The sequence below is a fragment of the Acidiphilium sp. PA genome (genome assembly GCF_026191915.1).
GTDB lineage: Bacteria > Pseudomonadota > Alphaproteobacteria > Acetobacterales > Acetobacteraceae > Acidiphilium.
The window spans coordinates 12820-27705 of the sequence record NZ_JAIMBY010000019.1 but is presented as its reverse complement, the minus strand read 5'-3'; the positions used below and the strand labels follow the sequence as shown (position 1 = coordinate 27705).

Here is a 14886-nt window from a genome sequence, read left to right as displayed (position 1 = left end):
GTCAGCCGGCGCCAGCGCCGTTGCCGTAGGTCATCTGCGCCGTCTGGCCGGTGACCGTTGCCACCCCACCGGTGACGGTTTCTGCCGACTTGCCGACCATGCTGGGCAGACCCGCCATGAACCCCGCGGCGAGCAGCGACGCGAACGCGTAGCTCATCTTGTGCTGCCCGTTGGGGTTCTTGTGGTGCTGCCAGAAGGTGTAGGCGGCATAGGCGGCTGCGATGCCGGCGATGCAGTAGCTGACAAACTCCAGCGCGAAGCCGAAGCCGTAGGAGAGATCGCCGGATGTCGCCGCGGCCTGCGCGCCGATGCCGCCGGTAACGGCGGTGGGCGCGGTGCCCGCCGCGAAGGCGATGCCGTGACCGAAGGTGATCGCGGCGATGGCCACCGCACCGGCCCCGAGGATCCGGCGCAGGGCCGGGCGGGATTTCGGTACAATGGTCGGAGTGGAGACGATATCCTGGAGGCTTGTCATGAAAAACTCCGTGGTTGAGGGACAATTCCCGGCATCAAAAGAGCGGTCTGCATTGCAAGTGGAGCGAACAAAATGCGGGTTGCACGCTTTTGTGATTTGGGCGTCCGAATTAGGCCGGACGCCAGGGGCACGCGGGGGAACGGAGCGGTGCCGGATGCGCCCGTTCCCGCGTGTCAGGAGAAATTCGACATGAGCCATTGCGTCACCGTGACGATATTGATCAGCCCCAGGCCGAAGATTGTCTGAATGAACGGGCCGGAATATCCGCCGCGCCGTTCGCCCTTGCCGATCGCGTAAACCTTGTTTCCCGCAAGGAAGACCATCAACGCGCCGAAGGGGATGAAAAAGCCGATGAACATCTGAACCATATTGAGCACGGTCGCTTCCGGCGTCGCGCCGAGTACCCCGGTCGCGGTCGAAGACGTGTAGGAGGTGATCTGCGAGGCGATGCCGAAATTCACCGTCCCGCCGAAGCTCGCCTCCAGCTTGTCGAGGATGCGATCGAAACTCAGGAAACAGCTGCCGATCCCGAGGGCGAAGACCGGCAGATATTTATGACCGGCCCAATAGGACCCGGGCTTGGCCGACTGCCAAAGCCCGTAGCCGCCGAGGATGAACAGGCTGCTGCCGATGATGTAGCAGAGCGCGGGCAGGATAATCGTGATCGCATTGCCGATCGCATCCGCCAGATTGAGAAACCCCTGCACGGCAGCACCCTCCCCTTACTGGTGGATCTGGCCATGCGTGGTGTTGACCACCCATGATGTGCCATCTTCCGTCACGGACACCACACGCCCCACCCCTGGCACGACATCACCGACCGAAACCTCATCGGTGCGCCCGTCGCGGGAGATGATCGCAACACCGGGCGATGACGCGATGATCCGATAGCTTGACGCCGAGATCTTCCCGGACGGAACCGCGCTGTGCGACTGGAAGATATGCGGATGGATGGCCGCACGCGGGGCCTGAGCCGGTTGCACGGCCAGCGCCAGCGCGCTCTTTGCCTCATCGAGGTGCAGGGTGCGGCTGAAAATATCGAGGCGCCGCGTCGTCGTTGCCTGCAAGGTGGCCACCTGATGCGCCAGCGCCTCATTCTCATTGCGCAGTTGGGCCACCAGAACCCCGAGTTGGGAGACCAGCGAGAGCACGGGAATTTCGGATTTCGGGGTCAAAGGCCCGGCCACGAGATGCGTTGCCGTCTGCACCGGATGGGCAATCGTTGCCAGCGTCGCAGGACCACCGGCTGTTCCGATCGGCAGAGAATGCGGGTGGGCGGTATCACCGGTTGCCATAGGAAGTGGGGCGATCGAAGCGGCTGGTGTGGACGTGACGTGCGGCGCCATTGTCGGCGCAATCGGATGAAGCAAGGCGTTGACCGCAGGTGTCGTGGGCAGCTGAGACGCACCGACAGCAGCAGCAGCTGACTTCGGGGCGGGCGAAAGCACCTTGGGCGCGACCGCTGATCCCGTTGGAGACGTCGATGCGGTCGTCCCCGATGACGCAGCAGGAGATTTTGTTGGCACAGGCTGGTGGGGGATCGTGGCCATGACAGGAACAGGGGCAAGCCGTGCCGTGGTGGCTGGATGTTTATCGCCCATGACAGGGACAACGACGCTCTCGCCCAATCGCGACTTTTTTGCTCCGGTCGCAGTCGGCCTGGAAGCGACAGGCTTGTGTGATGCCGTCGGGAACGATCCTGACTTGAGGTCCAGGATCGATTGAAAGGTGGATTTCGACAGATTTGCCGGATGCCCGGACGACGACATCGTGTGGCTCATGACATGCGTCTTCGCCGCATCTGTATGGGTATGGGCGACACCGACAATTGTATCGGTCGATGTTGCGGCGGGTCGTGCTTTATCCGATGCGACCGCGTGATCGCCAACGCGGAAAGCCGGCGGGGGCGACAATTCTGGGATGACCGGGCTGGCGGCCATGGGACGCGCGGGAGATGAAGGCCTAATATCGGTCATCTTGCGGTTGAGCACATGCGCGATCAGCGGTTCGATCACCGGCTCGATCCGGTGGTGCAGGATCACGCCCGCCGTTGCGCCGGCAACGACCAGGGCGGTTGTCGCAAACAGGATCGTGTCGCGTTTGCGAGGTCGGCGTGGGGCGGCAGTCTCGGTGGTGGGGGCGATCGGAGCGCGCGGGAGGGGTACGTCGGAGGTTGCATCAGACATGGTGGGGCCTTTCGAAGAAACGGAACGGCAGGGAGAACGGCAGGGAGGGATGACGGCTTGTCACGGCGTGGCGGCTTTCATGGGTGAGAGAAACAGGACGCCGACATCGGTCCCTGCCGCCAGTTTGACTGTGGGGCCTTTCGGTGCCGTCTGCTGGATGATGTTGCCGAGTGTTCCGGCGGCATTGCCGAAACCGGCCGCAACCGCCTGACCGGTGTTGACGTGAGAGAAAACGGTCAATCCACCGAGCGGGGAGGTCTGCTCTATCGAACCGCTCTGTCCGAGCGATCCGCCGAGCGCCTCGACGAAAGCCGCCGCGGCCGGCAGGACGATCCGATCGACATAATGCTCGTTCACCGACGTCGCGACCGCCGTGCGCATCGTATCGGGTGTCACGACCAGCGCGTTGATCGACGACTGCTCGCCATCCTTCAGGGTGATCGAGTTCAGCTTGACGACAAGCCGGTCGCCCTCGCGGCTGAAAGACCCGAGCATGTCATCCCCGGCAATCGGCCCGGACAAGGCCTGGACTTCGACCGGACTACCGCCCTGATCGGAAGACACGGCGAGCTTCGTGACCCCATACACGCCGTGACCGGCCGGTATCAGAACGCGCGGGCGCGCGCGTGGCGCCCCGAAGGGGATCTTGCCGGTTTCGCGCGAAGGGCCACCCTGCGCAGCGGTGACCGGGACCGGGGGCGGGTCTTTCACGGCGACGGGTTTGACGATCACATTTGTGACCGGACCCGGGCCGGACATCTGGCCCATCAGCATCCTGATCTCAGCCGTGTAAGCCTTATACCGTGATGGATCATACGAAGCGACGGAGGTTGGCGGAGGATCTGTGACGCGCGGATCCGCACCTCCTGGCTTGTGTATTGGCTGGGTCGATTGCTTTGACGGAGGGGCAGCAGAATGCGCCGGCAATGTCTGATCGACCGCAACGATGGGCGGTGTCACGGGTTGTGCCATCTGCCGGGGATGATTGGCGACAGCACTCCCAAATGGGCCCGCATAGCTTCCGCCCGTTGCGGCGGCTTTCTTCGCGTCCAGCTTATCCTGATACGCCATCAAATGCCGGTCGTAGGTCGAGGTCGAGCGATTCCGTGTGCCGCCGCCATGCCCAAGCTTCGGGACCACGCCGGCGACACTGACCGGCAGCTTGGGCTTCGGCTTGACCACCGCGTACGCACCGATCGCCGTGACCCCCAGCACGCCGGCGCCGATCAGCAGCTTGCGCTTGCCGACGGCCGACACGCCGGTACGGATCTGGTCAAAGATGGGAAATTTAGTGGCCATATCAGTCCTCCTTGAAAGAGACGGAGAAAGTGCGGCCATCGCCACCTGACATCAGGACGACCGGCGTATTGGGCACGACGTAGATCCCGACACCATCGGGGCCGTATTCCGAGCCGTCCCATTCCGGCGACAGGATCTTGTCGCGCGTGCGGATGTAGATCTGGCCGCGATACCGCCAGGCCCGGATCGCTTCGGGCGATGCGCCAATGACACCGAGCGGCACAGCATCCGCCGGCGGTTCGCCATTCAGCATCGCGGTCAAAGCCGGAGCGCCGGTCTCGGGAGCGTTCGACCGGACGTAGACCTCGGGGGAGGCGTCCGGACCGCGCTGATTGATCTGCACATCGAGGCGGGCCTCGTAATGCGTGGAATTTGTCAGAATCAGAAACGGAAGTGGGGCCGCAGCGCCCTTGAGATTGACCAGCAACCCGCCGCGCGGATAGCGCGAACGGGGAGAGATCTCGAGGACGTTCGATCCCTTGTACGGAACGCAGACAATGAACCCACTGGCCACAATCGCGGGCATAGCCGTGCCCGCAGTCGCTGCGGTCGCAGGATTACCGCCGTTCACACAGGTATCCGATTTGGTGGTCGGAGAGCCGGGCGCCGGATTGGAATTGGTCGTCCATGCGATCGGCCAGGGCGCTCCGGAACTGTCAAGAAATGCAACCGCGGTCGGAAATCCATAGGCGGTTTCGATAATGTTTGTGACCGATTGCGGCCCGAGACCGATCGTCACCGTGCTGGTCACGGGGATTGCCATTGGCGACGTATGAGCATCCGCGATTGCCTTCGAGACGCCGTCATAGCGATGCTGCAGCGCGCGGATCATCCCCGGGGTGATCGGAATGGCGTTTTGCGCTGCGGCCGAGAAATTCGGATGCCGCGATCCGCTCTGTGGCAGAAACGCCGGGTTAACCGACCGGGCCGCACCCGAGAGTTGTCCGTTGACCGGTTGGGCGTTCTGCGCCCACGCCGGACACCCGCACATGATCATCAAGGCGGTAGTCGAGCACAGGGTGAGGCTGATGCGCTTGTGTCGATACGTCGAATACATCTGGATCATCCCATTGGTGCAGAAATAATCTGGCTGATCGCAAGACCGGATGGATGGTGAAACAGCGAGGCGCGCACGACATCGACAGTCATCATGCGCGTCTCTGTGTAATGACGCTCCTCATTTCGGTACGTCACGACCATCGGAAATTGCAGAATCCACGTATATCGATTGCCCACAACGCCTTGTTTCTTGATCGCAGGGCCAGCCGTCGGGACAGCACTGCCAACAAGGTCGTAGAATTTCATCCGCTCGAAATCATGTTCCTTGATGAAACTGGCGGCGAAGGCCTGCCATCCGGCTGGGGTGAATTTTTTGGAAACACGGGTGAACTGCGCGCGATAGTTCACAAAATTGACGGAATAAGCCTGATCAGTCGCATCGACCGCGAACCGGAAAACGCGGCTCTGGGCATAAATCGCCTGATTAAGCGGATAAAGCCGGATCGGATCGCCGGAGCGAGATGTGCCAAAGAAAATCTCTTGTCGTGGATGCAGGAGCGTCCAAAGCTGGCATCCCGCGAGCATGGCCACCGCAATCGCCAGAATGAAATTGGCCGTCAAAAGGCTGCGGATCCGCGCAAGCAGAAAATACGGATTGAGAATCTGACGCGAGGATGGCCCCGTCTCCGGTGGTACGCGTAGCTCAGTTCCTGCCGTCACGTCGCTCATCCATTGATCTCCCGATCCCGATTTGTCATCGTGGGGGGAAGAGTCGCAGACGCTATCGCGAGTCCAAAGAGGAAAAAAAGAGTGTCGGAATTTGGCAAAAACGAAGAAATAATCAGCATCGTCACAGACTGTACCCCTCATAACCATGTGCACTCGCGATGATGTGAGGTGCGATATGACGGGATGAAATTTCGGTGCGACGAACGGGGAACAGGATGCCGCTGTTCAGGCATTTTTTGAAAACGAAATTCTGCGCGCCATAGGACAGCGAGATCTGGGCCAGATCGAAGCCCGGGCTGAGCCGCCCAGGCCAGACGGCGCGACTGGATCGGCCGTATTCCGCGTCGGATCTCCCGCCATAATTTGAGAAAATCCGCGCGACGACGTGACGCGACACCCCGACGATGCGTGCGCAGCCATCGGGGGAAACGCCCGCGACATAAAGCACGCCGAAGCACTCGCGCAGCAACGGGGGAATTCCCCGCGCTGGCTTCACGATCCGGAAATCAGGATTGCTCGCGGCTCGATAGACGGTTTCCGCCGCAGTCATCAGCCGAGCCAGGGAAGTCGAATCCAATTCCGAGCCCACCTGTGCCACAAAAGAGGTCAACAGCTTGTCGGCGCGTGCGGCAGGATAAAGCGGCGACGGGCACCGGGGCTTTGCCTGCCGGCCCGGGCGCGGTGACCTGCTCCGCGCCCGGGCACGCTTGCGTCGGTGATCTGACTGCGATGGCTCAGATGAAGGTCCCGCCGGCCTCGATAGGCCAGGTGACGGGATAGCAGATTCAGGATCAGCTTCGGCATTGCCCAAACCAACTGCGCGGTCAGCCAAATCTGCCCAAAGCGCGGCGCGCATTGAGCCACCGCGCCCATACGGCAGTCCCATGCGACGAAGGCATGACAGTAACTGGGTCCGCGTGCGATCAACCAGAGAGGCGATGTCTTCGATCGGCGTCTGCGCCACATAGTGCCTGACGATCAGCCCGCGCTGATCGTGCGACAAATAGCGCGCGGACTTGTAATGCCGAAGTGGACGGTCGTGGGGCGGCGAAAGCCCGGCATCCTGCGCAATACGCACGACTAATTCCGGTGACAGACCAACCCACGCGGCGATCTGGCGACGACCCGGCCCCCGCTCAGGTCTCAGCGCAAATCGGGTCATCATCTTCACGGCGACAATAGTTGCCTGGCGCTCGGAGAGAGGGTCAGGAGCCGCCGCTACAGCTGCCGCGGATGCAGACGGGCAGCCTGCGTCTCCCCGATTATCCCGCCGCGCCGGATCCTGCTCGAGAACTGTGAACGAATCACCTAACCGGGCCGCTCGCGCGCCGTTATGCCATATATATCGGCTTACAGAGTTCTGCTCATCCCCAGGAAAACCCTGGAGAGGTTGCATGGCATCATTATAAGGCAATGAGTAGACCGTAGTCATGGACATACGAGCCTCCGACCCCGATCGAAATAGACCGGATGCGGAAATTCATCCCCTACAGGCACATTGTCATGCAACAGGTATTTTTAGTCACCCCGGGACATGTGCAAAATCGAGTTGCACTATAAGAACGTCGTCGTAACGAAAGACGTACTCTATAAATTAAGAGCTAAAATCCGAGAATAACGGGATGTTTTTATGGACCCAACAAAGCAAAAAATCCAAATATTGAGTCGCGTAGGAGCGCCGCCGTGCGACGCGGACAGACTCGACAAAAGACTCGTGTGACATAGGGTTATAAGACGGGATTCGAGCGCGGAATGAAGTTTAGAAACAGCAAATCATCCAGTTATTGCAACGTTGCGTTGCGAAAATGAGTAACAGACAATGATAGTTACATAATTGTTACATCAGGGGCGTTTGTGGCTAATCACAAGGGAGTGAATAGAAATTAGATCGTAATAAATAATTGGTAATGTAAGAAAACAGGTTACTATATTTCGTTATCATACGTCATTACGATATAAAATAATTCTTTGTAGTGGCGATAGAAGACGGCATTCGCGGGACTTTACTGAAAGGAAGTTGCCATGCCCGTCCTGCTTAACAGAGATCGCCAGACCCGCAATCCAGCGCTCTTCGGGATTGCCCTGCTGGTCGTCACAGCAGTATCACAAACAGCACAGGCCAATATCGTCATCCTCGCGACCTCCACAAAGACAATTACGGGGTAACTGCTCACCCCCAATCTGATTGGTTCCTGCCTGCGACGTGAAGATTTTGCTTGACACGGTCACGGCGGGTTCGATTCACCATCCTCGTGAAACGCGAAACTCTTCTGACCTTTTCCAAGGAGTCTCTGGTCGACCTGGTGTTGGCCCAACAGGCTCAGATTGCCGCGCAGGCCGCGCAGATCGATCGCCTGATGGCCGAAGTCACGCGGTTATCGGCACGGGTGCGTGAGTTGGAAGCCAAACTCAACGTGCCCCCGAAAACCCCGGATAATTCCAGCCTGCCACCATCGAAGGGTCAGAAACCCGACCTGCCGAAAGAGCGGAAGAAGCGCCGCCATGGCCATCCCGGTGTTGCGCGCGCGTTGGCGGAAAACCCCGATCGTATCATCGATGCGCGATTGACTGCCTGCCCCCACTGCGCCCACGCACTCGGTGCGGCTGACCAGCCCGATATCCACGCCTACGACCATATCGACCTGCCGCCGATCAAGCCGATCATCACCAGGATCAACCGCTATCATGGTGATTGTCCGTGCTGCGGCCTGCATGTTGGTGCTCCCCACCCTGAAGGCTTTCCGCCGGGATCACCGTTCGGACCGGAACTTTGTGCGCTGATCATCCATCTGCACATCACCCAGGCGATCAGTTTCGAGCGTCTGGTCATTATGATGGATGAAGTCTTCGGCGTGACGATCAGCGAAGGCGCGATCGCGAATATCCTCGCGCGCGCCGAAGCACCCCTGGTGGCCGCGGCAGAGCCGATCGCCAACGCCGTGCGTGCATCGTCCGTGATCGGATCAGACGAAACCTCGGCGCGGGTTGGCGGCAGCAACTGGTGGCAGTGGGTGTTGCTGGGATCCACGGCCATCTGCCACGTGATCGCCAATACCCGTGCCGCCTCCGTGGTTGCCGATTTCCTGAATGGCGCACGGCCGGAAGTCTGGGTCGCAGATCGATACGGTGGCCAGAACGGGCATGGCGCCGTTCGGCAAATTTGCCTCGCCCATCTCCTGCGTGATGCGAAATATGCGATCGAGGACGGTGACGACGGCTTTGCACCAGGCTTTCGATGGTTATTGCTTCGGGCTGTGGCAATCGGCAAACGACGCGGCGAATTGAAGGACACAACCCTGGCAAACCACCTTCGTGACCTCGAAAAACGGTTGGATCGGCTCCTGTCCGGGCCGATGCCAGAGCGTCCAGCGGCGCGCCGGCTGTTTCGGGCCATGCGACGCGATCGAGCTGACCTTTTCCGCTTCATCACAAGGCGCGACGTGCCCTACACGAACAACGCGTGTGAGCGAGCCCTTCGACCGTCCGTGATTTTCCGAAAAGTGACCGGCGGCTTCCGCGCTGAATGGGGAGCCAAGGTCTATGCTGCAGCCGCCAGCATCATTGCCACTGGACGATTGCACGGCAGGTCAGCTCTCGCCGCACTCAAAGCCGCACTGGCAGGGGAACCCGTTATGCGATCAGCATGACCGAGGGGGTGAGCAGTAACGATTGCACGGCAGGTCAGCTCTCGCCGCACTCAAAGCCGCACTGGCAGGGGAACCCGTTATGCGATCAGCATGACCGAGGGGGTGAGCAGTAACATTACGGGGCAACTCGCGGCGCGACCCGCAAAGAAAGACCCGCCGCGTGAGCCCAATGCACCATCGCTGCCGGCACGCCACCCTGATTATCCAATCGTGAAAGGATTTGGCACGGCCATCCCAATAGCGACCGCCCTGCGATTGATAGTGCCGCCTTATGTCAGTGTGCATTTCGAGGCCGGGGTGAACCGCGAAATGCCCTGCTCCTGGCGTGGCGGGTTGCCGTGGCCCGCCACATTGGCCACCGCTTTGGCCCCCCTCGGCTTGCACCTCAGCGCCACCCAGACCACTGCAAAGATCACCATAAAAAAATTTTCGTAGCCGCGATTTTTTATACGTCCACTTGCATTCGCGCCTGCCACGCTCCGCGTGAAAGGACCGCTCATGCCCGATTTACCTTCGCCTCTGACACTCGAACGCAAAGCCGTCGAAGCCTGGATCATCCGATGTTACCCGCAGATCTTCCTGGCGCCCGGCACCATCCTTGCCGACACACCCGAAGTCGAGGCCAAAGTCCAGGAGGTTGGACAGCGATTTAACGAAATCTGCACGAGGCCCCCGAAAGTCGTCGCTGATCTGCTGCTCGAACCGGAAACGCTTGACCACCTGCTGACCGGCTTCGTCTGGCTCGACCTGCAGCGACGCACGGCCCTGCTGATCTACCTCGAACATCTGCCAGACGACGTGGGCAACCGGATCATCAGAGCCATGGTCGGTGCCGATCCCGATCACCGCGGCCGGACGGTGCGCGAGACAATCACCCTGATCCGCCGCGCCGAAATCATCGAGCGCATGACCCAGCCCATCCGCATCGAGGCGTTACATGCCGCCACGTCCGGACGCCCTCTCCTCGCCCCCTTCACCACTGCAACATCCACAAGGACAAACCTATGACCGCGCGCTTATCAAAGGCGCTCCTGATAGCGAGCGCCATTGCACTCCCCCTCGCCATCACAGCAAGGGCGGCCACCTCAACGCAAGGATCGTCCGCCGAGCAGACGGCCGGCTGCGTCGCAATGGCCAACGGGGCTGCCGCAGGTATCTCAGCCGGATTATCAGCTGATTCCAATGTGCTGACGGCACCCACGCCGGTCACCCAATTGACCTGCCTGTCGAATTTTTTTCACGGCGTCGGGCTCAATCTCATAACATCAGTCTTCAGCGCCAGCACATTGACCTCCATTTTTCAGGATGTGGAGGGGCAGATCTGCGCCAGCGTCAATCAAGCCTGGCAGAATGCCACGTCCTCGGTCAGCCAGTGTGGCATCTCGATCAGCGGGTTCCAGATCGGCGGCTTCGGGACCACAGGCTTCGGAAATTTCTGCCCGCAGCTCTCCTTCGGAGGCGGCGGCGCCAACCTCCTCTCCGTCACCGGATCGCCGAGCCTCGGCCAAAACACAGGTATCTACGTCAACGGCACATCCCTGATGCCAACCGGATATCCCGCTCCACAAACGACGCAGGGGAGCGCCGGCAATGGCTCATGAATTCACAAAATCGGTCCTGCTGACCGCAGGTGTTGGCGTCATGCTCGGGGCGACGATCCTTCAACCGCCCAAAGCACACGCCCTGTTCGGAACCGATATCGCGGCGCTGATTGCCGCCGTGAATGCGGTCGCCAGCAAGGTCGTCTCGGTCGGCACCGACGTCACCAACATGCAGAACGCGATCGAGGGCAAACTGGCATCCGAATTCGGGTATTCGGGTGCCCAGGGCGGCGGTAATCTGCGCACAACCTTGCAAAACGGATTTAATCAGAACGCCAATTACGCCAAGGCCGCGGTCGGCGCCAACGAGCAGGTCGCCGATGCCGTGCTAGCAGATAAAGCCACAGAAAATCTCCAGAACCATCAAATCCAGATCCAGAACAATCACGTTCTCACCCCCCAGGCCTGCAATGCACTGACCAATGGCCAATCGATCGTCGTCGGTGCCCATCAGACAAGCGGGATCGCCAATTCGATTGAATCGGTAACCGACCCGGTGACGATCGCCGCACCGGGCGATCCCTCCTATAATTCGGTCAGCGAGGGCGTCGCCTCGATCAATGCGTTACATGATCTGCGCTATTGCTCTGCTCAGGACATGGCGGCCGGCCTGCCGTGCAAGGATGGATTGAGCCCAGATCCCGACGCCGACCAGGAAGCGGCCAGCCTCCTTGGGGTGGAAACCTACCCGAATCAGACCTCGGCCACGGCCGCCAATGATTATAGCCAGACCCTGATCGAACCCTACGCGCCGGCCGCCCTGCGGGGGCCAGCGCTCACGTCGCTCAAAGGGCAGTTTGCTGTCGTCAAACGCCGGCAATACAACGCGCAGATGTCGTTGGCGCGGCGCGTCGCCACCGACATTCAGGCTACCCGCACCCCCAGCGTGGACCTCACCGCCAGCCAACAGGCCGAACAGACAGCGCTCGGCATGCCTCAGACACAGACCGCATCGTGGCTCGGTGCCCTCACCCTCGCCGTCGATCGCCGGGAAAGCAGCACGTCCTGGCACGCGGCTCTCGAATCCGACCCCAACGCGAAAACGGTTCTGATCTCGGTCGCCGATGAACTCGCCCAGAGCAATTACATCGCACTGCATCGGCTGAAATCACAGCAGCAAACGAACTTGCTGCTCGCGAGCATCCTCGCCGACAAAGCGAAAGTGCTGCTGCCTTCATCGGCCACATTGCCGACACCGCAGATCGCATCGAATGCGGGAGCCGGATCATGAGCCCGCAGCCCGACAACCAGATCCTGAAATCCGCTGTCACCTGCCCGGCCGTACTGGAAAACGCCGGGTGGCAGACGGATGACAAACCGGGTGGCGACAAAATGGTCTGGCGCGAACGCGACGCGCCTCCGAGCGCGCCGTCGATCGTCACCACATACGGCGGGCAGGGATTCTTTGTGCAAGGCACACAGACGAAGGGCGACGTCTTTGATCTCGCCGGCTACCTCGATCCGACCCTGACGTCTTTCCCGGCCCGGCGGGCACGGGTCGCGGGTATGGCCTCACCCGATGCAATCGAGCAGGCACGAACTGTCACTGCATCCAGCACACCCGGCGATGCACGGCGGAGCAGCTACTCCCGACTCTGGGTCACGCATCACCCGCTGAAGGAAGGCAGCCCGGCCTATACCTGGCTCACCGGGCAGCGCGGTATCCACCCGATCGTCGCCCAGGCCGCTATCGCACAGGAGGAACTGCGCGAGGGTCCCAATGCTACCCTTTGGGCGGCACACCGCACCGCTTCCGGTGACATGACCGGATGGGATGCCGAAGGGCCGGGATTCAAAAACTTCGCCTCAAACGCCACTCGGTCCCTGTTCACGCTCGATGCCGCCAATGGCAACGCCACGCGCATCGTCGTCGCAGACACGCCGATCGAGGCGATGAGCCTCGCCACGATCGAACGCATGCGCACCGACACGCTCTACACGGCAGTCAGCGGGGCGGTCGGGCCGGAAACCAGCGCGACACTGCGGGCCTACATCGACCGGATCAACCCGGAAACGCTGTCACTCGTTGTCGCCACCCCCACGACCGACGCCGGCAATGCCCTCGCCGATCGGATCGCCGCCATTGGCCACGCCGCCAGCTTCGTGCCCGATCGGATCTTCCCCTCCCATGGACAAAAGGACTTCAACGCCATGATCACCCGTGACATCACAACAGGCGCCCCGGAAAACGACGGCGCTACCGCCCCGCGTCCCGCTACCTCTGAGCGGACCGCCCCGAATATCGAGACGATCGAGCGCGGTCAGCCGCGAGCGGTCAACGAAACGGCCAAGCTCAGCGTCGATATCGGCCAGAGCGAGGCCGGCTTCCATTATAAGAGTATCGTGACCCTGAATGGTCGTGATCTGCCGGCATCCGAATGGAGCCAGTCCTTCCCGACCCGCGACGAAGCCCGCGAAAGTGCCGCATTCAGCGCCGGCCGGGATGTCGAACGTGCCATCGCCGGAAATACCGGCCCGAAAGCCCCCACAACATCGAACACGAACCCCTATCTCCAAGTGCTCGATGAACTCGGGAAGAATGCCGCACAGCTACCGGCTGGCAACATCAACGACGCACTTAAGCAGAGAATCTCCGACCTCACGGAGCGGGCGCAAAAGGCCGGTGTGCTGGATGATAGTGCGGTCCAACAGAAAATCGCCTGGGCAATGACCGACACGGAGCGGGCAACCGGGATCAAAACGAATGTCGGGGATAATATCCGCGACCAGCTTCTCACGCTCGCGGTGACGATCCAGGGGTTGAGCGACCCGAGCGTCGTTCGTTTGATGAAATACACCAATCGTCTGGATAATCAGGACACCGTCGACGAAATTCGCGATTTTGCGGTGAGAGTCGCCCAGAACAACCCCCCGCAGGTTCAGTCCGGCGACAATATGGTCCTCGCCAAACTCGAACAACGCGTTCTCGACGAAAATCTAAACCAGATGTCACAGCAACAGACCCTCTCGGTCGAGAAGGGCGCGCGAATGGAACAGGACAATCAGCTTAACCAGGAAGTCCGGCAGAACCGGACTGTCGAAGCGCGGGCTCAGACCGCACAGGCCCCATCGGAAACAGCCGGGGCTGCGGCCGGACAGGGAACAACGCAGCGCCCCGTCGTGCAAGCCACGACAGCCAACGTCAAGGTCACACCAGGCACATCGACCGGTCCCGGATGGCTGGAGGCCGTTGCCAATCGTGTGAAGGAATCGCCGTTGTTCCGCGCCCCCGCCCCTCGGGCGAGCAACAATAACGGTTTCACCCACAACGCCGAAGCGGCACAAACCTCAGCACCCGCACCAACCCAGCCCGCCCCCTACGCTGATACCAGTTTCGATCATAAGGGTGCTGTTGCCGGCATTGAGCGGGATCTCATCGTCGAAGGCGTCACCGAAGCCGCCGTCACAGCAGCACAGGCCCTGACCAGCCTGCGGCAGATGATGGGGGGTATTGGCCAGAAGATCGACGCTGCAGCTGAAAATGATCCCGGAGGCTACGCCAACGTCATGTCGGGCATGAAACCCGGCGGCCAATACGCCGAATTGCGGTCGGAACTGGATGCGCAGATCCAGCAGACCCAAGGCTTTGCCGGAACCTACCAGCAAGCCACCGCAGCCCTGGATCAATATGTGTCGAGCAGACTGGATGCGGAATCCTGGGTTCGCAGCAATGCCATGAAGGTCAGTGATCTCGATAAGGACCTCGCCCCCGTCGAAAAGGGGTTGTTCGAATCCCTGCAAAAAACGCCCGGACTGACGTCGGGCTTGAGCATGCTTGAGGAAATGGCCACGAAATTCGGCGAGGCGATCATGCAGATCATCGACCGGGCACGAACCGCCCTCGGCTTCGGTCCTGGCATGGGAAGCGACCCCTCCCCCTCCCCCGCTGGACCACAGAACGAACAACGCCCCGGCCCGCGCCCCGGCTGATCCGCCTCACCCGCTTCGTT

At 60.9% G+C, this 14886-nt stretch carries 13 protein-coding genes; 6 read left to right on the top strand and 7 right to left on the bottom strand.

Annotation, left to right across the window (positions count from 1 at the left end; all coding sequences use genetic code 11):
* Window position 1 precedes the first annotated feature (1 nt).
* The 7 genes from AruPA_RS17195 to AruPA_RS17165 all read right to left on the bottom strand — a co-directional run bounded on the left by AruPA_RS17195 (window position 2) and on the right by AruPA_RS17165 (window position 6859).
* Entirely contained in the window at window positions 2-475 is a 474-nt protein-coding gene (locus AruPA_RS17195; RefSeq protein WP_265637981.1) for a hypothetical protein, read from the bottom strand.
* Between the two features lie 173 nt (window positions 476-648).
* Complete coding sequence (locus AruPA_RS17190) at window positions 649-1182, bottom strand: hypothetical protein (RefSeq protein ID WP_265637979.1); 534 nt, start codon at window positions 1180-1182, stop codon at window positions 649-651.
* 15 nt (window positions 1183-1197) lie between these two features.
* Entirely contained in the window at window positions 1198-2661 is a 1464-nt protein-coding gene (locus tag AruPA_RS17185) for a hypothetical protein (protein WP_265637977.1), read from the bottom strand.
* Between the two features lie 60 nt (window positions 2662-2721).
* A complete protein-coding gene (locus AruPA_RS17180) occupies window positions 2722-3960 on the bottom strand; it encodes a DotG/IcmE/VirB10 family protein (protein ID WP_265637975.1) in 1239 nt (412 codons plus the stop codon).
* A gap of 1 nt (window position 3961) precedes the next feature.
* Window positions 3962-5026, bottom strand: a complete 1065-nt coding sequence (locus AruPA_RS17175) for a DotH/IcmK family type IV secretion protein (RefSeq protein ID WP_265637973.1) — start codon at window positions 5024-5026, stop codon at window positions 3962-3964.
* Window positions 5023-5688, bottom strand: coding sequence for a DotI/IcmL family type IV secretion protein (locus AruPA_RS17170; protein ID WP_265637972.1), 666 nt, complete (start codon window positions 5686-5688; stop codon window positions 5023-5025). The genes AruPA_RS17175 and AruPA_RS17170 overlap by 4 nt, the downstream gene beginning before the upstream one ends.
* Before the next feature lie 121 nt (window positions 5689-5809).
* Window positions 5810-6859: a hypothetical protein gene (locus AruPA_RS17165; RefSeq protein ID WP_265637970.1), complete on the bottom strand. Its 1050-nt coding sequence runs from the start codon at window positions 6857-6859 to the stop codon at window positions 5810-5812.
* Window positions 6860-7710: 851 nt separating this feature from the next.
* Between AruPA_RS17165 and AruPA_RS17160 the strand changes: the two genes are divergently transcribed.
* The 6 genes from AruPA_RS17160 (at window position 7711) to AruPA_RS17135 (ending at window position 14866) form a co-directional block, all read left to right on the top strand.
* Complete coding sequence (locus AruPA_RS17160; protein WP_265637969.1) at window positions 7711-7854, top strand: hypothetical protein; 144 nt, start codon at window positions 7711-7713, stop codon at window positions 7852-7854.
* 86 nt (window positions 7855-7940) lie between these two features.
* Window positions 7941-9335 (top strand): IS66 family transposase, encoded by a 1395-nt coding sequence (gene tnpC / locus AruPA_RS17155; protein ID WP_265637968.1) that lies wholly within the window; start codon window positions 7941-7943, stop codon window positions 9333-9335.
* A 498-nt stretch (window positions 9336-9833) separates the two neighbouring features.
* Window positions 9834-10343, top strand: coding sequence for a hypothetical protein (locus AruPA_RS17150; RefSeq protein WP_265637967.1), 510 nt, complete (start codon window positions 9834-9836; stop codon window positions 10341-10343).
* Window positions 10340-10936 carry a hypothetical protein gene (locus AruPA_RS17145; RefSeq protein WP_265637966.1) on the top strand — a complete coding sequence of 199 codons (597 nt, stop codon included), beginning with the start codon at window positions 10340-10342 and terminating at the stop codon, window positions 10934-10936. The genes AruPA_RS17150 and AruPA_RS17145 overlap by 4 nt, the downstream gene beginning before the upstream one ends.
* The gene (locus AruPA_RS17140) at window positions 10926-12167 is read left to right on the top strand and encodes a hypothetical protein (RefSeq protein WP_265637965.1); all 1242 of its coding nucleotides are present in this window, start codon (window positions 10926-10928) and stop codon (window positions 12165-12167) included. Before AruPA_RS17145 ends, AruPA_RS17140 begins: the two co-directional genes overlap by 11 nt.
* Window positions 12164-14866: a DUF3991 domain-containing protein gene (locus AruPA_RS17135; RefSeq protein WP_265637964.1), complete on the top strand. Its 2703-nt coding sequence runs from the start codon at window positions 12164-12166 to the stop codon at window positions 14864-14866. The genes AruPA_RS17140 and AruPA_RS17135 overlap by 4 nt, the downstream gene beginning before the upstream one ends.
* The last annotated feature ends 20 nt before the right edge of the window (window positions 14867-14886 follow it).